21 protein-coding genes are annotated in these 21,102 nt (G+C 64.9%); 8 read left to right on the top strand and 13 right to left on the bottom strand.

Annotation, left to right across the window (positions count from 1 at the left end; all coding sequences use genetic code 11):
* Positions 1-123: 123 nt before the first annotated feature.
* On the bottom strand, positions 124-948 hold the full coding sequence (locus H3H37_RS02835) for an inositol monophosphatase family protein (protein ID WP_182159979.1): 825 nt from the start codon (positions 946-948) through the stop codon (positions 124-126).
* A gap of 103 nt (positions 949-1,051) precedes the next feature.
* On the opposite strand from H3H37_RS02835, the gene H3H37_RS02840 reads away from it, so the two are divergent.
* The gene (locus tag H3H37_RS02840) at positions 1,052-1,855 is read left to right on the top strand and encodes a helix-turn-helix transcriptional regulator (protein ID WP_229218618.1); all 804 of its coding nucleotides are present in this window, start codon (positions 1,052-1,054) and stop codon (positions 1,853-1,855) included.
* 79 nt (positions 1,856-1,934) lie between these two features.
* Here the strand turns inward: H3H37_RS02840 and H3H37_RS02845 are convergent, their stop codons facing one another.
* The 4 genes from H3H37_RS02845 to modA form a co-directional block, all read right to left on the bottom strand.
* Positions 1,935-2,702: a TOBE domain-containing protein gene (locus tag H3H37_RS02845; protein ID WP_229218640.1), complete on the bottom strand. Its 768-nt coding sequence runs from the start codon at positions 2,700-2,702 to the stop codon at positions 1,935-1,937.
* Positions 2,703-2,859: 157 nt separating this feature from the next.
* Complete coding sequence (locus tag H3H37_RS02850; RefSeq protein WP_182159985.1) at positions 2,860-3,579, bottom strand: ABC transporter ATP-binding protein; 720 nt, start codon at positions 3,577-3,579, stop codon at positions 2,860-2,862.
* 6 nt (positions 3,580-3,585) lie between these two features.
* Positions 3,586-4,260 (bottom strand): molybdate ABC transporter permease subunit, encoded by a 675-nt coding sequence (modB, locus tag H3H37_RS02855; RefSeq protein ID WP_182160307.1) that lies wholly within the window; start codon positions 4,258-4,260, stop codon positions 3,586-3,588.
* Positions 4,261-4,275: 15 nt separating this feature from the next.
* Entirely contained in the window at positions 4,276-5,034 is a 759-nt protein-coding gene (modA, locus tag H3H37_RS02860; RefSeq protein WP_182159988.1) for a molybdate ABC transporter substrate-binding protein, read from the bottom strand.
* A 153-nt stretch (positions 5,035-5,187) separates the two neighbouring features.
* Between modA and H3H37_RS02865 the strand changes: the two genes are divergently transcribed.
* The 5 genes from H3H37_RS02865 to cydX are packed head-to-tail and all read left to right on the top strand — an operon-like array spanning position 5,188 to position 8,925.
* Positions 5,188-5,814: a GbsR/MarR family transcriptional regulator gene (locus tag H3H37_RS02865; RefSeq protein WP_182160308.1), complete on the top strand. Its 627-nt coding sequence runs from the start codon at positions 5,188-5,190 to the stop codon at positions 5,812-5,814.
* Positions 5,811-6,047 carry a cytochrome oxidase putative small subunit CydP gene (gene cydP / locus H3H37_RS02870; protein WP_182159991.1) on the top strand — a complete coding sequence of 79 codons (237 nt, stop codon included), beginning with the start codon at positions 5,811-5,813 and terminating at the stop codon, positions 6,045-6,047. The genes H3H37_RS02865 and cydP overlap by 4 nt, the downstream gene beginning before the upstream one ends.
* Entirely contained in the window at positions 6,031-7,611 is a 1,581-nt protein-coding gene (locus tag H3H37_RS02875) for a cytochrome ubiquinol oxidase subunit I (protein WP_182159994.1), read from the top strand. Before cydP ends, H3H37_RS02875 begins: the two co-directional genes overlap by 17 nt.
* 9 nt (positions 7,612-7,620) lie before the next feature.
* Complete coding sequence (gene cydB / locus H3H37_RS02880) at positions 7,621-8,763, top strand: cytochrome d ubiquinol oxidase subunit II (RefSeq protein ID WP_182159997.1); 1,143 nt, start codon at positions 7,621-7,623, stop codon at positions 8,761-8,763.
* Positions 8,764-8,775: 12 nt separating this feature from the next.
* Complete coding sequence (gene cydX, locus H3H37_RS02885) at positions 8,776-8,925, top strand: cytochrome bd-I oxidase subunit CydX (RefSeq protein WP_182160000.1); 150 nt, start codon at positions 8,776-8,778, stop codon at positions 8,923-8,925.
* A gap of 100 nt (positions 8,926-9,025) precedes the next feature.
* Here cydX and H3H37_RS02890 read toward each other — a convergent pair whose 3' ends face one another.
* Positions 9,026-9,883, bottom strand: a complete 858-nt coding sequence (locus tag H3H37_RS02890) for a GIY-YIG nuclease family protein (protein ID WP_182160003.1) — start codon at positions 9,881-9,883, stop codon at positions 9,026-9,028.
* A gap of 109 nt (positions 9,884-9,992) precedes the next feature.
* Here H3H37_RS02890 and H3H37_RS02895 point away from each other — a divergent pair, with 109 nt between their 5' ends.
* Positions 9,993-10,502, top strand: a complete 510-nt coding sequence (locus tag H3H37_RS02895) for a M48 family metallopeptidase (RefSeq protein WP_182160006.1) — start codon at positions 9,993-9,995, stop codon at positions 10,500-10,502.
* Between the two features lie 100 nt (positions 10,503-10,602).
* On the opposite strand, the gene H3H37_RS02900 is transcribed toward H3H37_RS02895, so the two are convergent.
* The 5 genes from H3H37_RS02900 to H3H37_RS02920 all read right to left on the bottom strand — a co-directional run bounded on the left by H3H37_RS02900 (position 10,603) and on the right by H3H37_RS02920 (position 14,970).
* Positions 10,603-11,160, bottom strand: coding sequence for an LOG family protein (locus H3H37_RS02900; RefSeq protein ID WP_182160008.1), 558 nt, complete (start codon positions 11,158-11,160; stop codon positions 10,603-10,605).
* A 6-nt stretch (positions 11,161-11,166) separates the two neighbouring features.
* Positions 11,167-11,940 (bottom strand): hypothetical protein, encoded by a 774-nt coding sequence (locus H3H37_RS02905; protein WP_182160010.1) that lies wholly within the window; start codon positions 11,938-11,940, stop codon positions 11,167-11,169.
* A 29-nt stretch (positions 11,941-11,969) separates the two neighbouring features.
* Positions 11,970-12,635 carry a TetR/AcrR family transcriptional regulator gene (locus H3H37_RS02910; RefSeq protein ID WP_182160012.1) on the bottom strand — a complete coding sequence of 222 codons (666 nt, stop codon included), beginning with the start codon at positions 12,633-12,635 and terminating at the stop codon, positions 11,970-11,972.
* A gap of 52 nt (positions 12,636-12,687) precedes the next feature.
* Positions 12,688-13,965 (bottom strand): patatin-like phospholipase family protein, encoded by a 1,278-nt coding sequence (locus H3H37_RS02915; RefSeq protein WP_182160014.1) that lies wholly within the window; start codon positions 13,963-13,965, stop codon positions 12,688-12,690.
* Positions 13,966-14,205: 240 nt separating this feature from the next.
* The gene (locus H3H37_RS02920) at positions 14,206-14,970 is read right to left on the bottom strand and encodes a phasin family protein (RefSeq protein WP_182160016.1); all 765 of its coding nucleotides are present in this window, start codon (positions 14,968-14,970) and stop codon (positions 14,206-14,208) included.
* Positions 14,971-15,166: 196 nt separating this feature from the next.
* Here H3H37_RS02920 and H3H37_RS02925 point away from each other — a divergent pair, with 196 nt between their 5' ends.
* Positions 15,167-17,155, top strand: a complete 1,989-nt coding sequence (locus H3H37_RS02925; RefSeq protein WP_182160018.1) for an SDR family oxidoreductase — start codon at positions 15,167-15,169, stop codon at positions 17,153-17,155.
* Positions 17,156-17,236: 81 nt separating this feature from the next.
* Here H3H37_RS02925 and H3H37_RS02930 read toward each other — a convergent pair whose 3' ends face one another.
* Positions 17,237-19,753 carry a TonB-dependent receptor gene (locus tag H3H37_RS02930; RefSeq protein WP_182160020.1) on the bottom strand — a complete coding sequence of 839 codons (2,517 nt, stop codon included), beginning with the start codon at positions 19,751-19,753 and terminating at the stop codon, positions 17,237-17,239.
* A gap of 77 nt (positions 19,754-19,830) precedes the next feature.
* Positions 19,831-21,102 (bottom strand): alanine racemase, encoded by a 1,272-nt coding sequence (locus tag H3H37_RS02935; RefSeq protein ID WP_182160023.1) that lies wholly within the window; start codon positions 21,100-21,102, stop codon positions 19,831-19,833.

Consider the following 21,102-nt stretch of genomic DNA (forward strand, 5'->3'; position numbering starts at 1 on the left):
CCCGCAACGGCCACGGCCGGCACTGTCGATGCGGCGGCCCTGGCATTGTGCCGGCAAAGCAGTGGTGCTGCTGCGGTGCTTGTGCGGTGCTGATGCGTTGCCGATGCATTACCGATGCGTTACTTATCCCGCCAGCACCTGCTGCAACCGTAGCAGCATGGACGCGTGCACGCGGGGCGGACCGGCCGCGATATCGGCCGAGAGCAAACGGTAAGGCGCGCCATCGACCTGGCTGACCGTACCGCCCGCCTCGCGCACCAGCAGTGCCGGGCCCAGGCAGTTAAAGCCGTCCTCGCCAAATTCCCAGAACGCGTCGAGGCGGCCGCAGGCCACATACGCCAGTTGCAGCGAGGTGGGGCCCAGGTTGCGCACGGCCGCCACATCGGGCAGCATCGCGCTCAATGCCAGGCCAGCGCGGCCCACGGCCGCCGGTTGTTTGACAGCGAACGGCGGGTGGTTGGTGGCCACCACGCCGTTGTAGTGGCTCTCCCTCGCATTCACGCGCACCGGCTTGCCGTTGCACCACGCGCCGCCGCCCCACGCGGCATGGAACATCTCATCATGGGCCGCGTCGAACACGGCCACGAACACAGGCACGCCTTCGCGCACCAGCGTCAACGACATGGCCCAGTTCGGCATCGCGCGCAGGTACTGGGCGGCGCCATCGATCGCGTCACAAATCCAGTATTCGCCGCGCGCCAGCAGGGCGACGGCTTCCTCGTCATGGCTGTCGGCGCCGTCGAACTCCCCTTCCATCCAGCCGATGTGCGGATACAGCTCGGCCAGTGCACAGCGCAGCGTGGCCGACGCCGCGCCATCGATGCGCTGGAACGCGGCTGCCATCTCGTCCAGTTCGACCACCGGCTCCAGTTGCCAGAAAGTGTCACACAAGGATGCGCCCACGCTCCGCAACAGCGCCAGCACCTCTTCGGTATCGATTGCAGTCATGTTAAATCCTTGCTATAAATGAAAGTTCTAGCATGCCAGCAGCGCCGTCGTCCGGCTAACTGGCGCCAGACAAGAGATAACGCGATCGGGCCACAATATGCATTTGCACCCTCCTCCTTTCGAAGAACGCCGGCTGTCGGCCGACTTCCCCATGCGGCTCACGCCCACCCACGCTGGTTTGTCCGGGACAGACAAAGGCAAGCACATCCACTGTCATCCGGAAGGCCAGATGTACATCGCGCTGCAAGGCTTGATCGTGCTGGAAGCGGGCGGCAACCGCACCGTGCTGCCGCCGGGCCGGCTGGGCTGGGTGCCGCCGCAGATGGCGCACGGCGCCAGCGTGCACGGCAGCAAGCTGCGCCCCGGCCTCGCCGGCTACACGCTGCACCTTGCGCCATCGTTGTGCGATGCCTTGCCGGCGCAGCCCCAGGTGCTGCGCCTGTCGCCGGTGGCCAGCGCGCTGTTCGAGCGCATGCGCGGCTGGCCGCAAGGCGCGCCCGCCGACGCGGCCGAGCACCGCCTGATGATGGTGTTCCTCGATGAGATAGGCCGGGCCGAGCCGGACCCGCTGCGCCTGATCATGCCGCGCCATCCGCGCCTGCTGGCCATGGCGACCAGCATCGCCGAGAACCCGGCCGACGAGACCGACCTCGACGGCTGGGCCGAACGCATTGGCCTGTCGCGGCGCAGCGTGACGCGCCACTTCCGCGCCGAAACGGGGATGTCGCTGGTGGAATGGCGCCAGATCGCGCGCCTGCAGAAAGGCATGGAGTTGCTGACGGCCGGCGAATCCGTGACCACGGTTGCGATGAACCTCGGCTACGACAGCGTCAGCAGTTTCATCGCCCTGTTCCGCCGCATCCTGGGCACCACGCCGGCCAAGTTCCTGCCCTGGGGCCACGTCTGACAAAAACCGGGGTCAGGTCATGCCATCACGCAAGCTGCGCGCGGCTTGCGTGATGGCATGACCTGACCCCGGTTTTGGATTAGCCAGCGGTGCCGAGGATAACGCTGGAGGCCTTGAAGATGGCGGTGGCCGGCGCGCCCACCGCCAGCGCCAGCGCGTCGGCGCTGTCGCGCGTGATGATGGCGGCGAGCGTGCCGCCGCCCGGCAAGGCGATGCTCACTTCCGTGTTGACGGCGCCCGGCTGCAAGCGCACCACCGTACCGGCCAGCTGGTTGCGGGCCGACAGGCGCGCGCCGGTCGCGTCCGTCATGACGATGATGGACGAGGCCTTGACCAGCGCGAATGCAGCCGCGCCCTCGCACAAGCCCAGGCTGTCGCAACTGTCGCGCGTGATGGTGGCCACGATCTGTTGCCCGCCCATGATCTCCAACACCACCTCATCATTGACGGCGCCCCGCTTCAAGGCCGTGACGGTGCCGCTGAACTGGTTACGCGCGCTGGTTTGCATCTGCATCTTCCGTATCAATAAAAAGTCGTCGGCCAGGGCGTGCGACTGGGCGCTCAAATGGGCGATGAATTTGTCGTGCTCGGCCGCGACCTGGCGGAAGTTGGCCACCAGTTGCGTGCCGCGCGCCGTCAACCGCGTGCCGCCGCCGCCCTTGCCGCCGGCCACCCGTTCGACCAGCGTGGCGCCGGCCAAGTTATTCATGGCGTCGATGGCGTCCCACGCGCCCTTGTAGCTCATCTTGACGGCCTTGGCCGCGCGCGTGATGGAGCCGGTCTCGGCGATGGCCGCCAGCAGCGCCACCCGGTCCTGCCCGCCCAGCTTCTCGCCGCCCACTGTCATCCACACATTGCCTTGCAGCGCCAGCTGGGGTGCCAGCGTGGGTGTTAGTTGAGGTGCTAGTTGAGGTGCCAGTTGCGGCGCGAGCTGTGGCGCCAGCGGTGGCGCCATCTCGCCCGCCGCGTCCAGCGCCACGACCGGCGCGGCACCGGCCTGCGGATCAGCCTGCGGCTTTTCGTGTGCCATCGTTGGTCTCCGGGAATTCAAAAGTGTGCACCGGCGCGATCTTGCCGTCCTCCATGCGCAGGATGTGTTCGCCGAACGCGCGTGCATCGTCGGGATCGTGCGTGATCAGGATCATGGGGATGGCAAGCCGGCGCTGCAACGCATCGAGCTCGGCCCGCATGCGCGCGCGCAAGCTGGGGTCTAGCGCGGCGAACGGCTCGTCCAGCAGCAGCGCCTGCGGATCGGGCACCAGCGCCCGCGCCAGTGCCACGCGCTGCCGCTGGCCGCCCGACAATTCGTGCGGGAACTGGTGCGCCACATGCTCCAGCTCGAACGCCTGCAACCAGTGGCGCACGGCGGCGTCATCGGCGCGGGCGCGCGGATTGAACCAGCCGCGCGCCAGTCCGAACGCGATGTTCTGCCGCACGTTCAAATGGGGGAACAGGGCGTAGTCCTGGAACAGATAGCCGACCTGGCGCCGCTGCGGGGCCAGGTCCACGCCACGTTCGCGGTCGAACAGGCAGCGGCCATCGAGCGCGATGCGGCCCGCGTCCGGCGTCATCAGGCCGGCCACGGCTTTCATCAGCTGGCTCTTGCCGGCGCCAGAAGGACCGTAGATGACGATGCGCTGGCTGTCGGACGAGAATTGCGCGTCCAGCGTGAACGTGCGGGCGCCCGAGCGCAGTGTTTTACGGATGTCGACCTGGATCTGCATGGCGGTTCAGTCGTTGACAAGACGCTTGGGCGTCAGTTTGCTGGCCAGCACCAGCACCACGATGCAGGTGACCGAGGTGACCAACACCAGCACGTTGGCGCTGTCGTCCTGCCCCGCCTGCACGGCCTCGTACACGGCGATCGACAGCGTTTGCGTCTTGCCCGGTATGCTGCCGGCCACCATCAACGTGGCGCCGAACTCGCCCATGGAGCGGGCGAACGCGAGCAAGGTGCCGGCCAGCACGCCGCGCCACGCCAGCGGCATGGTCACGCGCAGGAACACGCCGAAAGACGACACGCCCAGCACGTGGGCGGCTTGTTCCAGCTGGCGGTCCACCGTTTCGAACGCGGACCGGGCCGCCTTGAGCACCAGCGGAAACGCCACCACGGCAGCCGCGATCACGGCCGCCTGCCAGGTGAAAATCAGGTTGATGCCGAAGCTGCGCTGCAGCCAGCCGCCCAGCCAGCCGTTGCGGCCGATCAGCACCAGCAAGTAGTAGCCGAGCACGGTGGGCGGCATCACCATCGGCAAGGTCAGCAGGGCGTCCAGCATTTCGCGGCCGCGAAAACGGCAACGCGCGAGCAGATAGCCCAGCGCCAGCCCCAGCAGCAAATCGATGGCCGTGGCCCAGCCCGCCACCTTGAGCGACAGGGACAACGCGATCCAGGCCGGGCTATCCATCATGACGCGGTGCGCTCAGGGACGGCCGAAGCCGTACTTGGCCAGGATGGCCTGGCCGGCCGCGGCCTGCACGAAGGAGATGAAACGGCGTCCCGCTTCCGCCTGCGCGCTGCCAGCCGTGGCGGCGATCGGATAGCTGACCGGGGTTGCCGTCGGCACCATGGCCACCACTTTCACCTTGTCCTTTTGCACGGCCACGTCGGTGGCGTAGACGAAACCGGCGTCGGCCTCGCCGCGCGCCACGTAATCGAGGCTCTGGCGCACCGAGGTGACGTAGATGGCTTTGGCTTCCACGGCCGGCCACAAGTGCGTCTGTTCCAGCGCCTGCCTGGCATAGCGGCCGATGGGCACGCTGGCCGGGTTGCCCAGCGTAACGCGCTTGACACCGGGTTGCGTCAGGTCGCCCAAGCCGTGCAGTTCGGCGCCACCGCTGGCGGGCACGATCAGCACCACGCGGTTGCTGGCGAAGTTGGCGCGGCTGCCGAGCCGCAGCAGTTTCTGGTTCTCGGCCTTGTCCATCGCTTCCTGGTCGGCAGAGGCGAACACGTCCACCGGCGCGCCCTTGGCGATCTGCTGCACCAGGGCATCGGAACCGCCGAAATTGAGTAACACCTTGTCCCCCACATGGGCCTGCTCATAGGCTTGGGCGATGTCCCTGAACGCATTGCTCAGGCTGGCGGCGGCCGACACCGTGATCTCGGCCGCGCTGGCCGTGCCCGCCGCCGCAGCGAGCGACAGCGCCGCAAGCGCCCCAACTTTCCGCAGCATACACATTCCTTTCCACGATGGCGAAACCGCAATATACAGGATTATATAGCGCAAGGAATTTTCCCGCCCTACATCGAAATAACTAGCTGTCATACGCACTTTTCGTAAACCTTCTATAATTTCAGGAATTACTGAAAATTCAAAAGGACACGTATCGTGATGAATCTCACACCATTGGCGCAACGCTTCATCCTGCACTTTGGCGAAATGGGCAGCCGCTGGGGCATCAACCGCACCGTGGGCCAGATATACGCCCTCCTGTATGTGAGCGCCCGCCCGCTGAACGCGGACGAGATCGCCGAATCGCTGTCGTTCTCGCGCTCCAACGTGTCGATGGGGCTGAAGGAACTGCAATCGTGGCGGCTGGTCAAACTGCTGCACCAGCCGAACGACCGGCGCGAATATTTCGAGCCGCCCAAGGACGTGTGGGAAATCTTCAAGGCCCTGCTGGAAGAGCGCCGCCGGCGCGAAGTGGAACCGACCCTGTCCATGCTGCGCGACGCGCTGCTGGAAACGCCGACCACGGACGCGGACCGCGTGGCCCAGCAACGCATGCGCGAAATGTACGACCTGATCGAACTGTCGAGCGCCTGGTTTGACGACGTGCAGCGCCTGTCGCCGGACACGCTGGCCTCGCTGATGAAGATGGGCTCCACCGTCAAGAAGCTGCTCGACGTGGGCGAATCGGTGCGCGACAAATTCCGCTTCAGCCGCGCCGACGCCACCCCGTCCGCCGCCGAAGAGACCGGCCTGCCAGCCACCACCCGCGAACGGGACGGCCAGTGAACCCGCCGCCCACGGACAGGCGGCGCGGCGCGCCGCTGTGGCTCACCATCAGCCTGGCCCTGGTGCTGAAGGGCGCGCTGCTGTTCTGGCTGTGGCACGCCTTCTTCGCCCACCCGCAAGCCCAACACATGCGGATGCCCACCGCCCAGGTCCAGCAGCATTTGCTGGACGGCGCGCCGGCCTCCCTCCCCGCTTCCCCAACCTCCGAGATGAAAAATGACTCCGCTCGATGATGTCGTCAGCCTGTCACGCCTGCAGTTCGCCGCGACAGCCATGTATCACTTCCTGTTCGTCCCGCTCACGCTGGGTTTGTCCTGGCTGCTGGTCATCATGGAATCCGTCTATGTCATGACGGGCAAGGAAATCTACAAGGACATGACCCGCTTCTGGGGCAAACTGTTCGGTATCAACTTCGCCATGGGCGTAACCACCGGCATCACGCTGGAATTCCAGTTCGGCACCAACTGGGCCTATTACTCGCACTACGTGGGTGACATCTTCGGCACCCCGCTGGCGATCGAAGGCATGATGGCCTTCTTCCTCGAATCGACCTTCGTCGGCCTGTTCTTCTTCGGCTGGAACAAGCTGAGCAAGGTGCAGCACCTGGGCGTGACCTTCCTGGTCGCGTTCGGCTCCAGCCTGTCGGCCCTGTGGATCCTGATCGCCAATGGCTGGATGAATTACCCGGTCGGTGCGGAGTTCAATTACGACACCATGCGCATGGAGCTGGTCAGCATCGTCGATGTGATCTTCAACCCGGTGGCGCAAGTGAAGTTCGTGCATACGGTGGCGGCCGGCTACGTGACGGCCTCCATGTTCGTGCTCGGCATTTCCGCGTTCTACCTGCTCAAGGCGCGCGACATCCCGTTCGCGCTGCGCTCGTTCGCCATCGCGGCCGGCTTCGGCCTGGCCTCGTCGCTGTCGGTGATCGTGCTGGGCGATGAATCGGGCTACACGGCCGGTGAAGTGAACAAGGTCAAGCTGGCCGCCATCGAAGCGGAATGGGAGACGGAACCGGCGCCGGCCGGCATCACCGTCGTCGGCCTGCCCAACGACGCGGCCGAACGCACCGACTACGCCGTCAAGATCCCCTATGTGCTGGGCCTGATCGCCACCCGCTCGGCCGACAAGCAAGTGACCGGCATCAAGCAACTGAAGCAGGAACACGCGGCCCGCATCCGGCGCGGCATGACGGCCTACGCGGCGCTGACCCGGCTCAAGGGCGGCGACACGTCGCCGGCCGCGCGCGCCGCCTTCGACGCCGTCAAGGCCGACCTCGGCTACGGCCTGCTGCTGAAGAAGTACACGCCCAACGTGACGGACGCCACCGACGAACAGATCCGGCTGGCCGTGAACGACACCATCCCCAAGGTGGCGCCGCTGTTCTGGTCGTTCCGCGCCATGGTGGGACTGGGCCTGCTGTTCCTGTTCATCTTCAGCAGCGCGTTCTACTTCCTGGTGCGCAAGCGGCTGGCCAAGCAACGCTGGCTGCTGCGGCTGGCCGTGTGCGCCATTCCGCTGCCGTGGCTGGCCGCCGAGCTGGGCTGGGTGGTGGCCGAATACGGCCGCCAGCCGTGGACCATCGCCGGCATCCTGCCCACCCATTTGTCGGCCTCGTCGCTGCAAGCGGGCAGCCTGTATTTCAGCCTGGCCGGCTTCATCGGTTTCTACACGCTGCTGCTGGTGATCGAAATGGGGCTGATGTTCAAGTTCGCGCGGCTGGGGCCAAGCAGCCTGCACACGGGCCAGTACCACTGGGAACAGGCAACACCAGCGGGCCACGCGCCTGCACACTAAGGAGCGACCATGTTATTCGACTATCAAACCTACAAGATCATCTGGTGGTGCTTCGTCGGCGTGCTGTTGCTGGGCTTCGCGCTGACGGACGGCTTCGACTTCGGCGTCGGCATGTCGCTGCCCTTCCTGGGCCGCAATGACGGCGAACGGCGCGTCATCATCAACACCATCGGCCCCACCTGGGAAGGCAACCAGACCTGGTTCATCGCGGCCGGCGGCACCGTGTTCGCGGCCTGGCCGCTGGTGTACGCGGCCGCGTTCTCGGGCTTCTACATCGCCCTCATGCTGTGCCTGTTCGCGCTGTTCTTCCGTCCGGTCGGTTTCGACTACCGCAGCAAGCTGGCCGACCCGCGCTGGCGCAACGCTTGGGACTGGGGCTTGTTCGCGGGCGGCATCGTGCCGCCGCTGATCTTCGGCGTGGCCTTCGGCAACCTGCTGCAAGGTGTGCCGTTCCAATACGACAGCACCATGCGCATGGAGTACTCGGGCAACTTCTTCCAGCTGCTCAATCCCTTCGGCCTGCTGGCCGGCCTGCTCAGCGTAGCCATGCTGGCCATGCACGGCGCCACCTTCCTGCAGCAGAAGACGGACGGCGCCATCGCCCACCGCGCCCGCGCGCTGGCCATCGCGGCCGCCGTCGTCACGATGGCGCTGTTCGCGGCCGGCGGCGTGTGGGTGGCGCACGGCATAGCCGGCTATCGCATCGCCGCCATGCCCGATGCCAACACCGCCTTCATGCCCGTCGCCAAGACGGTGACGCGGGCCACGGGCGCGTGGCTGGACAACTATGCACGCTGGCCGCTGACGCGCGCCTTCCCCGTCGCCGCGTTCGCCGGCGCGGCCCTGGTCATCGTGCTGAGCCTGCTGCGCCGGACGGTGGCGGCCTTCCTGGCCAGCGGCCTGACGGTGGCGGCCATCATCCTGACGGCGGGCGCGGCCATGTTCCCCTTCGTGCTGCCCTCCTCGCTGGCGCCGGGCAGCAGCCTGACGGCCTGGGACGCCGTGGCCAGCCACAAGAGCCTGGCCGTGATGTTCTGGGTGGTGGTGATCATGCTGCCCATCGTGGTCAGCTACACGGGCTGGGTCTACCGCGTGGTGCGCGGCAAGGTCACGCTGGAACACATCCGCGACAACCAACACACGGCATACTGAAAGGACAACATCATGTGGTATTTCACCTGGATACTGGGCTTGGGGCTGGCGCTGTCGGCCGCCATCATCAACGTCATGTGGCTGGAAGCCCACTACGCGTTCGGCCAGCGCGACGAGGACAGCACGCGCGCCAGCTTCGAGCGCGCGCGCGAACGGCCATAAGAAGTCGTTACGACATGGCCATGGCCAGGCGTGGCGCCGAAGACAGTGCGCTCGCACGGCATGGCACTGCAATGACGCCACGGGCTTGTTGAAGCGACTTCTAGGGTAGCTCCAGCGTCAGGCCGCCTTGCAACAGCGGCCTGACGAGGATCTGGTACACATCGAAATCGAACTGCGGCGCGGCCATGCTGCGGCGCCGCCCCTTGCCGCGCGGCCCCAGGTAGCACCAGTGGTCGACCACGTGCACCTGGCGCACGCCATCCGACTGCTCGACAATGCCGACAGCGCCCGCGAACGGCCACGGCGCGATGTGCAAGGGCTCCAGCGCGGCCCGTATCCGCGCGCCGTGCGCCTCCACGCTCTCGGCGCCGACACACACGCCGCCGCAACGGCGCAACTGGCGCGCGAAGCACGCGCGGCCGCGCGCCACTTTCTCCAATCCCAGCACAGCGCAGCACAGGCCGGCGCGATCGGCCACGTCGCGCAACGTCTCCATGGCGCTGGCGCGGGTGCCGAACAGGCCATACAAACCTTGCGTGCGCGCGAAATCGACCTCGCTCGAGAAGACGACTTCGGGCAGATTGCCCACCATGCGCAACGAGCACATGTCGCGCAAGCCGCGCAGTTGCTGGTTGAACGGCGGCTGCAACTGCTTGATCAACTGCGATTCGCGCAACAGCGCGCCGATCTCCCCGCCCGTGCATTCAAAATCCACGCGGCGGCTGCATTGCAGCAGCCGGCCCTCCTCGGGCGTGCGCAAGTGGCTGAGCACACGCTGGCGGATGTTGACGCTCTTGCCCACGTACAGCGCCTCGCCGTCGTCATCGCGAAAGACATAGATGCCGGGCTGGGACGGCAAGGCGTCGAGGCTGGCACGGTCGATGTGCTTGGGGTAGACGAAGGGAATGACGGGATCGCCGTGGATCAGCAAGCCCAGGGAATTGACATGGGTACGCATGGAGATGAAGTGCGGGACGACCGGAACGGAAGAGATACGGCCTCATCATACGGCGTTTCCGGCGTCTGTGGTATATTTCCGCCTCCCCCGCCCGCTCGTGCCGCTCACCATGTCCGCCCTCAAGTACCTCAGCGCCTATTCCGAACAGACCCAGCACCAGGTATCGCAACTGATCGCGCAAAACCGCTTGGGCGAAGTGCTGCTCAAGCGCTATCCGAAGGCGCACGACATCCGCACCGACAAGGCGCTGTACCAATACGTGCAAGAATTGAAAACTGAACACTTGCGCAACGCGGAACCGATCAACAAGGTGGAATTCGACAGCAAGATCCACGTGATCAACCACGCGCTGGGTTTGCACACGTCGATCTCGCGCGTGCAGGGCGGCAAACTCAAGGCCAAGCACGAGATCCGCGTCGCCACCGTGTTCAAGGAAGTGCCGCTGGAATTCCTGCGCATGATCGCCGTCCACGAGCTAGCGCACGTGAAGGAAAAGCAGCACGACAAGGCGTTCTACAAGCTGTGCACCTACATGGAACCGAACTACCACCAGTACGAGTTCGACCTGCGGCTGTACCTGACCCAGCTCGACACGGCCGGCCAGCGGCTCTGGTCTTAAGAGGCTGCTTCAACAAGCCCGTGGCTTCGTTGTGGCGCCTCGCCGTGCACATGCACTGTCTTCGTCGCCACGCCTTGCCACGGTCATGTTGAACCAGCCTCTATGCAGCGGCGGCGTGGCGTGCGCGCAGGCGTTGCACCAGCGCTTGCGGATCGGAATCCACCATCATCAGGGCCGCGTGCTGCGGGCGGATGAAGCCTTCGCCGCTGGCGTGGCCGATGAAACCCATCAGGCCGTCGTAGAAACCGTCCACGTTGAGCAGCCCGACCGGCTTGGCATGGATGCCCAGCTGTGACCACGTCAACATCTCGAATAACTCCTCCAGCGTGCCCAGGCCGCCCGGCATGGCGATGAAGCCGTCGGCCAGCTTGGCCATCATGGCCTTGCGCTCGTGCATGTCCTTGACGATGAACTGGCGCGTCAGCCCCATGTGGCCTACTTCACGCTCCATCAGCGCGGTCGGGATCACGCCCGTCACGTCGCCGCCCAGGCGCAGCACCTCGTCGGCGATGATGCCCATCAGGCCCACGTTGCCACCGCCGTACACCAGCGCGATGTTGTCCTCGACCAGCGCGCGGCCCAGCGCGCGGGCCGCGTCCGCATAACGGGGGCTGGCGCCGGGGTTGGCGCCGCAGTACACACAGATCGCTTTTGTCACAGCGGATTAATCCTCAAGTTCCTCTTTCGCCAGTTCCACGTCCAGCCGCTCCATCGCATCGCGCGGTTCGCAGGCGGCCGCGGCCTCGTACAGGCCGACGGCTTCGTCCATCTTCTTTTTACCGTCGAGCATGACCAAGGCGTTAGCATACTCGATGCGAGCAATGGCCGAGTCGGGATTGAGTTCCAGCGCCTTCTTGAAGTGCTTGAAGCCCTCTTCCTTCTTCACGCCGTAGGTCAGGCCGCCGATCATGGCGCCCACCTTGTCGATGATCTCGCTGTGGTAGGTGCCCAGCGCGATGTGCGCGTCCGCATGCTTGGGCGCCAGCTTGAGCGTGGTGTCCAGGCTGTGCTTGACCTTGGCGCCCACGCCCTGGGCCAGCGCCTTGACCACGGAGATGCCCTGGGCATAGCGGCCCAGCGCGTAGGCATGCCAGTAGTAACCGGCCGCGTTGTCAGGCTGCTCCTGCTGCTGGCGCTCGCAGCGCTCGGCCACTTCCTCGAAGGTGGCGATCTTTTTCTTCTCGCTCTTTTCCAGGTAGGTGGCGTACATGCAAGTCGCCTTGTGCGCCACGGAGTAACCGTCCACACCCACGTCCAGCCCGATCTGGGTGGCGCGCTCGAAATCGCCCGCATGGAAGGCGATCCACGCCTCGACCAGGCGCGCGTCTTTGGGGAACGGTTCCGCATCGCCCACGTGCAAACGGGCCCAGTTCTTTTTCAGGCTGGCGGCCGTGTACACATAAGCATCGTCAGGATGCGGGAATTTACTCCATGCCATAGTTTTCTCCGAGAGTTATTTCGATTTTTTTATTTCAACTTCTTCAAATATTCTTCAGACAACTTCTGGAACAGCACGCTGGTTTCGCCGCGCAGGTAGGGGCCGATCTGCGACAGCACCTGGTAGCAGCCGCGCGCCAGCGCGTCCGCCATCGATTGCTGCTCCGTGTATTTGCGCGGGTTGCGCACGTATTCATACGACAGCCAATAGGTCGCCACCACCACCATGTTGGTGGCCATGGCGTCGATGGCCACGTCGCTCGCCTCCATCGACTGTTCGCTGCGCAAGTCTTCGCACAACTGCTTGGCCACCTTGATCTTGTGCGCCAGGATTTGCTTGAAATGCAGTTCCAGTTTGCGGTTGCGCGACAACAGGTCATTCAGGTCGCGGTAAAAGAAACGGTAACGCCAGATCAATTCGAACATCAGGTGCAAATACAGCCACACGTCCTCGATATTCGAACGGCGGCCATCGGGCACGGTCAGGATGCGTTCGATTTCCGCCTCGAATTGCGAAAAGATCGAATTGACGATGTCGTCCTTGTTGCGGAAGTGGTAGTACAGATTTCCTGGCGAGATATTCATCTCCTCGGCTATCACGGTGGTCGTGATATTCGGCTCGCCAAATTCGTTAAATAAGCGCAGCGATAATTCCAGGATGCGTTCTCGGGTGCGGCGGGGAGCTTTTTGTAGCATAGCAGGCGATCTCTCTTTATTCTCCTGCAAGCATAACACCGAAGCTGCTACTTTAGAAACTGCCGTGCGTTGGATGGCCATGGACTACTTTTAAATACCGTTCGAGGTCGTTCAACACATTGTCCAGCCGCGTGGTGGCTTTGCGGGCCGGTTTCTGGCTCACCAGGCTCAGGCTGGTGTCGCTGAGCACGGACAACTTGAGGCGCATGCCATGGCGCGCCAGCTTGGGCGCCAGCTTTTCACGCTGCTCCCACAGCATCAAACGCGTGTTCTGGTACGCCTGCTCGCACATGCGGCGGCGGTTGTTGTAGCTGAAAATGTTGGTGAAAAACAGCTCCGCGTCGTCCTCGCTGGGCTGGAACAGCAAGATGTCGACGTCCGGGTGGCTGATCTGGTAGCTGGCCAGGCCCGTCTCCAGCCGCGAATGCAGGATGGAGCGCAAGGTCTGCGACAACACATCGAGCAAGCCGCCATTGGCCAGCTTGCGCGCGCCCTCCTGGAAGCGGGCGTTGTAGGGCACGATGGGATTCACGCACAGCAGCAGGTCCACACCCTCCTCCAGCGCGATGGAGGCGTGCATGGTCTTGCGCAGAGCGCCATCGACGAAATGGTGACCATCGACTTCCACCGGCGGGAACAGACCGGGTACGGCCGAACTGGCCTGCACGGCGACCGAGATCGGCGTTTTGTCCCAGCCCGGCGTGCCGAAGCGCACCGCCTTGCCCGTGTCGAGATCGGTGGCCACGATCACGAGCTTGCGACGCAGCTTGCGGAAGTCGTTGCTGCGGCCGGCCTGGGAAAACGTGGCGGCCAGGAAGTCGCCGATGGCGTCGCCCGAGAAGAAGCCGGCCGGCAGCAATTCCTTCAGGCGCTCGAACGACGCGGCCAGCGTGCCGCGCCGGCTCAGATAATGGAACAGCCCGCTCGCGAACAGGCCAGGCGCGGCGCTCATGCGTTTGCCGAATTCCTTCAGGGCCGGCCGCAACAAGGTTTCCGGCTTGAACAGGATGGCGCCATCGACGGCGTCCACATCGCTTTCAATGAACAGCCGGCACATCTGGTGCGGCGTGACGCCATTGGCCAGGCCGGCGGCGATGATGCCGCCCGCGCTCACGCCCACATAGATCTTCGCGTCGTTCAGGTCCAGTCCCTCGACGGCCTCTTCCAGCGCCGCCAGTGCGCCGATTTCATACACGGCGGCCAGCGGCCCGCCGCCGGCCAGCGCCAGGCCGATGCGGGGCTTGGGCGGCGTTGCGCGGGACGCCCGGCGCGGCGCGGCGGCGCCCGCGCGGCGGGTGGACTTGCTAGGTGTTGCGGCAATCTTGGGCATGGCAGTACAACGATTCTTCAGGTGTTACCGGCAATACGTGCTGGTGGCGTCTTGCTATGCCACAAGTGTGAGGACGATACTCGACAAAAAAAAGGCCTGCGCACCGCACAAGCCCCGATATTGCTACCGATGTTGCTACCGATGTTGCTTCAATTGTTGCTACATCTGCGTTCCCCCCGGACCCGGCCCGTGCACAGGCCGGGGTGAGGACCGAGGGGAATCGGCGCCGTGTCCGCTGTCTCAGGCCGCTGGCGTTTCCGTCGGGGCAGTGGCGTTGACGGCGGCGACCACAGGCTTCTTGGCCTCGGCGGCCGCTTTCACGGAAGCGACGGTCGGAAAGCTGATGGCGGCCTTGGCGGCAGGTTTGGCGGCGGCCTTAGGGGCGGCCTTGGCAGCTGGCTTGGCTTTCGCTGCAGGCTTGGCGGCGGCTTTCGCTGCGGGTTTGGCGGCGGCTTTTGCAGCAGGCTTGGCGGCAGCTTTCGGTGCGGCCTTGGCGGCTGGCTTGGCGGCAGCTTTCGCGGCTGGCTTGGCGACGGCCTTGGCGGCAGGCTTCTTGGCGGCGGCCGCTTTCGGCTCGGCCTTGGCGGCTGGCAGCTTCTTGCCGGTCAGTTGCTCAACGGCCTTGCTCAGTTGTTCCACGCGCTTGCTCAGGGTTTGCACGTCCTTGCTGGTAGGTACGCCGATCGAGCTCAGGGCACGCGCCACGCGCTCTTCGAACACCTGCTCCAGCTTGTCCCACGAACCGGCCGCTTGCTTGCCCATGCCATCGGCCAGGCCGCTGACGGTGTCACGCACATCCGATACTTTTTCTTCTGCCAGGCTACGGGTACGCTTTTGCAGCTCGGTGCCTTCCTTGACCAGCTTGGCGAACACACGGCCGCCTTCTTCCTGTGCCTTGGCGAAAGCGCCCAGACCGGCTTGCCAGATTTGCTGGGCCGAGTTACGCACGGCGTTTGCCAGTTGTTTGTCGTCGTCTTTTGCCAGAGTCTTCAGTTTCTTTACCATGGTGCGCTCCTGTTTGTTTTTCATTGATTCGGATTTACATAATTTCATTTTAGACAGCAAAACTAGAGACGTGATTCTAATGCGATAGAGCTGCCGTTCTAATGTGTCTCGCCCTTAAAACACGGCACTTGCCAATCATAAGCGGGCCTGTAATGATGCGGCAGCGGATTACCAAAAACACAAAAGGAGAAGTCGAATGCAGTATTTTGTTACAGGGGCCACTGGATTCATCGGCAAACGGTTGGTCAAGAAGCTGCTGGCGCGCAAAGGCAGTGTCGTGCATATCCTGATGCGCGACAGCAGCCGTGACAAACTGCCCGCCCTGCTCGAATATTGGGGCACCACCAAGACCCGTGTCATCCCAGTATATGGCGATCTGCGCAAACCGAAGCTGGGCGTTTCCAAGGATGAAATCAAGAACCTGACGAAAAAAATCGACCACTTCTACCACCTGGCGGCAATCTACGACATGGCGGCAGATCCCGAGGAGGAACTGGCCACCAATATCGGCGGCACCCGCAACACGGTCGAGTTCGCCAACGCGATCCAGGCCGGCACCTTCCACCACGTGAGTTCGATCGCGGCCGCCGGCATGTTCGAAGGCATCTTCCGCGAAGACATGTTCGACGAGGCCGAAGGCCTGGACCACCCCTACTTCGCCTCCAAGCATGAATCGGAAAAGATCGTGCGCCAGGAATGCAAGACCCCATGGCGCGTGTACCGTCCCGGCATGGTGGTGGGCGATTCCAAAACGGGCGAGATGGACAAGATTGACGGCCCCTACTACTTCTTCAAGCTGATCCAGCGTATCCGCCAGATGCTGCCGCCCTGGATGCCCACCATCGGCATCGAAGGCGGCCGCATCAACATCGTCCCGGTCGACTACGTGGTCAACGCGATGGACCACATCTCCCACCTGCCCAAGCTGGACGGCCGCGCCTTCCACCTGACCGACCCCGACCCGATGCGCGTGGGCGAAGTGCTCAACACCCTGTGCCGCGCGGCCCACGCGCCCACCATGAGCCTGCGTATCAACGCCGCGCTGTTCGGCTTCATCCCCAAATCGATCCGCAAAGGCGTGTTCGCGCTGACGCCGGTGCGCCGCCTGCGCGAAGCCATCATGAAGGACCTGGGCTTGCCCGACGACCTGATGCGCTTCGTCAACTACCCTACCCGCTTCGACAACCGCGACGCGGCCGCCGCGCTCAAGGGCAGCGGCATCAAGTGCCCGCCGCTGGACAGCTACGCGGCGCAGATCTGGGACTACTGGGAACGCAACCTGGACCCGGCCCTGAAAATCGACCACACGCTGCGCGGCCAGGTGGCCGGCAAGGTGGTGCTGGTGACGGGCGGCTCGTCGGGCATCGGCCTGGCCGCCGCGCACAAGCTGGCCGAAGCGGGCGCCATCACCATCATCTGCGGGCGCGACGTCGACAAGCTGGCCGAGGCCAAGGCCGAAGTGGAAGCACGCGGCCACCAGTTGATCACCTACCAGGCCGACGTGGCCGACATGGCAGACTGCGACCGCTTCGTGCAACTGCTGCTCGAAAACCACGGCGGCGTGGACGTGCTGGTCAACAACGCCGGCCGCTCGATCCGCCGCGCCATCGAATCGAGCTACGACCGCTTCCACGACTTCGAGCGCACCATGCAGCTCAACTACTTCGGCTGCCTGCGCCTGACCATGGGCCTGCTGCCATCGATGATCGCCAAGAAGCGTGGCCACATCATCAACATCTCCTCGATCGGCGTGCTGACCAACGCCCCGCGCTTCTCGGCCTACGTGGCCTCCAAGGCGGCGCTGGAAGCGTGGACCCGCTGCGCCTCGTCCGAGCTGTCGGACGTGGGCATCAAGTTCACCACCATCAACATGCCGCTGGTGCGCACGCCGATGATCGCGCCGACCAAGATCTACCAGAACGTGCCGACGCTGTCGCCGGAGGAAGCGGCCGACATGATCGGCCAGGCCATTGTCTACAAGCCGGTGCGCATCGCCACCCGGGTCGGCATCTTCGGCCAGGTGCTGCACGCGCTGATGCCGCGCGTGGCGCAAATCGTGCTCAACACGACCTTCCGCATGTTCCCCGATTCCGACGCGGCCAAAGGCACGGACGGCAAGAAGGCGCCGCAACTGACGTCCGAGCAGATCGCCATGCAGCAGCTGCTGCGCGGCGTGCACTTCTAAGCTAAGGCAAAAAACCGGGGTCAGGTCATGCCCTCACGCATTTTGCGTGAGGGCATGACCTGACCCCGGTTTTTTTTATTGTTACAGGCTGGCGCGCAGTTCAACGCCGATGCGGCGCGGTTCGGACACCGTCGCAAACGGCGTGCCCATGATGCCGGCCGAGGTGTTGTCGATGCGGTTCACATAGCGCTTGTCGAACACATTGTTGACGAACAGCGCCACGCCCCAGTTGCCGCTGTCGGCTTCCCAGCCCAGCCGCAGGTCGCTGTGCTGGCGCGCGCCCCCCACCGTGAACGCGGGCGTGCGCAGGCAGGCGCCTTGCAGCGCGTCCGCATTGCAGCGCGTGGCGCCCGTGTACGCGTGCTGCGCGCTCACGTTGACCGTGCCGCCGAACGCGTCGCGCCACGTGTAGTCGATGCCGGCGGACGCCGACCACAAGGGGGCGCCCACCGGCTGGTCGCTCAGGTCCACCCCATCGCCCGTGACGAAATGCTGGTACTTCTGGTTGATGTACTCGGACGAGAACGTGAGCCGCAGATCACGCGTAGCCTGCCAGCGCGCTTCCGCATCGAGGCCGGTGGCCACCTGGTTGCTGCTGCTGACCTGGTAGGTGGGGATGGCGGAACCGGTATTGCCGATCAGGCTCAGCGACTGCAGGTTGGAGAACTTGTAGTGGAACAGCGAGGCATTGATCAACAAATGCTGTTCGCGGAAATAGCTCTTCACGCCGGCCTCGTAGTTCCAGATCGTCTCCGGCTCGTACTTGCCCGCCACGGCCAGCGCGTTGAAGCCGCCCGCCTGATAGCCCTTGGTGACGGAACCGTACACCATCACGGCCGGCGTCAGTTTATAGTCGAGCACCACGCGCGGGCTGACGTCGGTCCAGCCCTTGTGGGCGCTGACGGCAGCCGTGGCCGCCGATGGATTATTGAACTCGATGTTCTGCGTCAGCGCGCCCATCACCTGCTGCAGCTGATCGGGCGTCAGCGCGCCGGCCTGCACCAGGCCGGGGAAGAAGCCTTGTGCGTTCAGGGCCGCCAGCGTGGCGTCCAGTCCCGGCGCGTCGCGGTTCGGGCTATACCACGAGAAGCGCTTGTCGTCGTGCGTCAGCCGCACGCCGGCGGTCAGGTTGGTTTTCGGCGCCACATGCCAGATGGTGTCGGCGAACAGCGCGTAGGCCTTGGACTGGCCGCGGTTGATCATGCTCTCCTGCCAGCTGTTGCCGAAGAATTTGGCGGGAACGCCGAATTGCTGCGCCGCGCCGTCCAGCAGCGTGTAGACGGGCATGCCGGCCAGGTTGCCGAACACGGTGTCGAGCGTGTCCGTGTTCATGCCGATCTGGCTGGTCTGGTGCGCGTTCTCGTAGTAGAAGCTGGCGCCGCCCACCCAGTCCACCAGCGCCGTCTTGCCGGACAGTTTGAACTCCTGCTGCCAGCTGCCGTTGCTCTCGTAGTTGATGGTGTCGAGATGGGTGTTGATGCGGTTGGTGCCGTCGCTGTCCTCCAGGTTGCGCGACTTGAAGTGACGGTAAGCCGTGGTGGAATTGAAGGTGCCCCAGCCGAACGGGCGCTCGACGCGCAAGGTCACGCCATCGAAATCGCGCGCCTCCGCATTGCCGATGGCGTCGTTGTAGACGGGAGCCGTGCGCGGGTCCAGGTAGGCTTGCGGATTGACGGGCACCGTGGGCACGCCCGGCGCGGCCGGCAAGGCCACCAGGCCGATGGCGGGACGCGCTTTCTGGTCCAGCTTCTCGTGTTCCCACGACAGCAGCACCTTGGTCTGCTCCGGCGCGTTCCAGCGCAACGTGGCGCGCGTGCCCCAGTCGCTGTTGCCGTTCAAGTGTTCGCCCGTGGCCGCGTCGCGCAGCCAGCCCTTGCTGTACTGGTCCACCACGGTCATGCGCAGCGCCATCGTATCGCTGAGCGGCACGTTGAGCAGACCGTCCATGTAAGCGAGGCCGTGGTTACCCGCGCGCAGATGCACCTCGCCCGCGCGCTCCTGCGACGGTTCGCGCGTGATGACGGAAATGGCGCCGCCCGCGCTGTTACGGCCGAACAGCGTGCCCTGCGGCCCTTTCAGCACTTCGACGCGCTGCGTATCGTTGAAGTTCATCAGCGCGCCGCCCGTCTTGCCGGTGTAGACGCCGTCTACATACACGCCCACCGGCGAATCGGTGCCGATGCCGAAATCGCTGGTGCCGATGCCGCGCATCGCGTACTTCGGCTGGGTGGGCTGCTCGGCATCGACGGCCAGGCCGGGGATGTAGCCGTTCATGGCCGACAGGTTAACCGCGGCCAGCTTGCCGATCTGGTCAGAGCTGATCAGCTGCATGGCGATCGGCACGGCCTGCGCGGCCTGGGTGCGGCTTTGCGCCGTGATGGTGACGATGCCGATGGCGGCGTCCTCGCCCTGCCCGGCCGGCGTGGCCGGCTGCGACTGGGCCGCCTCGGTCGCCCCGGCCGCGATGGCCGGATCGAGCAAGGCGCCGGCGGCGAACGCGCCGCCCAGCAGCGCGCGCCAGATGGCCAGCGCCAGCGGACGCGCCCGCGCGGCGGAAGATGGTGAACGGGCGGCTGCCCACGGTTCTCGGTTCTGCATACACTGGTCTCCTCTGTTGTCGTTGTTATTGTGTTCGCCGCTCTTGGTCGCTGGCGGCTGTTCCATCCCTGTTGTCGTTACAGCGCCGCGGTCAGCACCGGCCAGCGCGCGGCCACCTTGTCACCGCGCAGCGCCAGCAGGTCGCCGAACTGCAGCAGCACGGCCTCGCTCTGGAGCGGACGCAGGAACACAAAGTCGTCCACCTCCAGCGGCACCTTGGCCGAACCATTCAAACCCTGTTGATTCGAACTGACATAGGCGAAATGCGGATGCAATCCCGGCGGCGCTTCAGGTTCGGCCAGCCAGTTGCCGCTGTAGATGAAATAGGTCTGCGCCATATTGGGATTCCAGCCCTCCAGCAATGGCGCCGTCCATTCGAGCGATGGCAGCCGCGTATGCGCCAGCCGCTTGAGCACCGGCGTGGCGATGAAGGCCGACGGTTCGAATTCGGCCAGGGTCGGCAAGTCGTAATGGCTTGGCTTCATCAAGCAGGTGCCGGCCGAAAGGTCGTTCAGCAGCGCGTCGCCTTCGTACAGGCGGAAGGTGGGGCTGCCGGCGCCGTTCAGGCACAATGGCTTGGCCGCCATGGCCGGCTGGCTGGCCTTGAGCAGGTCGACGAAGCCCTGGTAGCGCGCGCGCACCTTGGGGAACTCGCGCTCGGCCAGAAACGCGGGGAGCCCCATCAGGTGCGCGTCGTAGCCCATGAAGCCGGCGAATTCCAAATGCTGCGGATCGGCGGCGATGGTGGCCAGCGCCTGCGTCATGGCGCCGTGGTCGTCGAAGCCGCCCCGGTGCAGTCCCACGTCCAGTTCGAAATTGATGCGCATCTTCACGCCCAGCTCGCGCGCCAGTTGCTGGTACTGCGCCAGCCGCGCGTTGGTGTCGATCAGCCATTGCAACTGGCGCTCCGGCTTGAACGCGCCTTGCAGATCGGCGTAGAAGTGGCGCGCGGCGTCCACCGGCATTGGCTTGCCGAGCAGGATGTCGGCGTCCGGCCGCAGCGCCGCCATCGCGTTCAGGAAGGGCCGATGGAACACCATGAAGGCGTTGGTGCCGGCGGCCTTGGCCACGTAGTCGATCAGCGCAGGACTGGGCAGCGATTTGACGACGATGCGGTAAGTCTTGGCCGGCGCCACGGCGGCCGACTGGCGCACGCGGGCGATGTTGCGGTCCAGCCGGTCCATGTCGATCACCAGCACCGGACGGTCGATGCGCTGCGCGCGCAGCGTGCGGTTCATGGCGGCGAAATAGGCCGGATACGGCCCGCCTTCATCATGCGGCCGCGCGATGGCGGCAGCGGCGACGGCGGCGGCGCCACCGGCCGCCAGGAAGGTGCGGCGTGTGACCAT

Origin of the sequence: Rugamonas brunnea (assembly GCF_014042345.1) — a bacterium.
Taxonomy (GTDB): Bacteria; Pseudomonadota; Gammaproteobacteria; order Burkholderiales; family Burkholderiaceae_D; genus Rugamonas; species Rugamonas brunnea.

What these genes read in the sequence shown, in the direction of transcription:
- H3H37_RS02895 (WP_182160006.1), top strand. Translation starts at nt 9,993, where the DNA reads ATGTCCGCCCTCAAGTACCTCAGCGCCTATTCCGAACAGACCCAGCAC.
- H3H37_RS02930 (WP_182160020.1), bottom strand. Translation starts at nt 19,753, where the DNA reads ATGCAGAACCGAGAACCGTGGGCAGCCGCCCGTTCACCATCTTCCGCC.
- H3H37_RS02915 (WP_182160014.1), bottom strand. Translation starts at nt 13,965, where the DNA reads ATGCCCAAGATTGCCGCAACACCTAGCAAGTCCACCCGCCGCGCGGGC.
- modB (WP_182160307.1), bottom strand. Translation starts at nt 4,260, where the DNA reads ATGGATAGCCCGGCCTGGATCGCGTTGTCCCTGTCGCTCAAGGTGGCG.
- H3H37_RS02890 (WP_182160003.1), bottom strand. Translation starts at nt 9,883, where the DNA reads ATGCGTACCCATGTCAATTCCCTGGGCTTGCTGATCCACGGCGATCCC.
- H3H37_RS02910 (WP_182160012.1), bottom strand. Translation starts at nt 12,635, where the DNA reads ATGCTACAAAAAGCTCCCCGCCGCACCCGAGAACGCATCCTGGAATTA.
- cydB (WP_182159997.1), top strand. Translation starts at nt 7,621, where the DNA reads ATGTTATTCGACTATCAAACCTACAAGATCATCTGGTGGTGCTTCGTC.
- H3H37_RS02920 (WP_182160016.1), bottom strand. Translation starts at nt 14,970, where the DNA reads ATGGTAAAGAAACTGAAGACTCTGGCAAAAGACGACGACAAACAACTG.
- H3H37_RS02875 (WP_182159994.1), top strand. Translation starts at nt 6,031, where the DNA reads ATGACTCCGCTCGATGATGTCGTCAGCCTGTCACGCCTGCAGTTCGCC.
- H3H37_RS02935 (WP_182160023.1), bottom strand. Translation starts at nt 21,102, where the DNA reads ATGGTCACACGCCGCACCTTCCTGGCGGCCGGTGGCGCCGCCGCCGTC.
- H3H37_RS02925 (WP_182160018.1), top strand. Translation starts at nt 15,167, where the DNA reads ATGCAGTATTTTGTTACAGGGGCCACTGGATTCATCGGCAAACGGTTG.
- modA (WP_182159988.1), bottom strand. Translation starts at nt 5,034, where the DNA reads ATGTGTATGCTGCGGAAAGTTGGGGCGCTTGCGGCGCTGTCGCTCGCT.
- H3H37_RS02845 (WP_229218640.1), bottom strand. Translation starts at nt 2,702, where the DNA reads ATGACAGTGGGCGGCGAGAAGCTGGGCGGGCAGGACCGGGTGGCGCTG.
- H3H37_RS02905 (WP_182160010.1), bottom strand. Translation starts at nt 11,940, where the DNA reads ATGGCATGGAGTAAATTCCCGCATCCTGACGATGCTTATGTGTACACG.
- cydX (WP_182160000.1), top strand. Translation starts at nt 8,776, where the DNA reads ATGTGGTATTTCACCTGGATACTGGGCTTGGGGCTGGCGCTGTCGGCC.
- H3H37_RS02865 (WP_182160308.1), top strand. Translation starts at nt 5,188, where the DNA reads ATGAATCTCACACCATTGGCGCAACGCTTCATCCTGCACTTTGGCGAA.
- H3H37_RS02850 (WP_182159985.1), bottom strand. Translation starts at nt 3,579, where the DNA reads ATGCAGATCCAGGTCGACATCCGTAAAACACTGCGCTCGGGCGCCCGC.
- H3H37_RS02835 (WP_182159979.1), bottom strand. Translation starts at nt 948, where the DNA reads ATGACTGCAATCGATACCGAAGAGGTGCTGGCGCTGTTGCGGAGCGTG.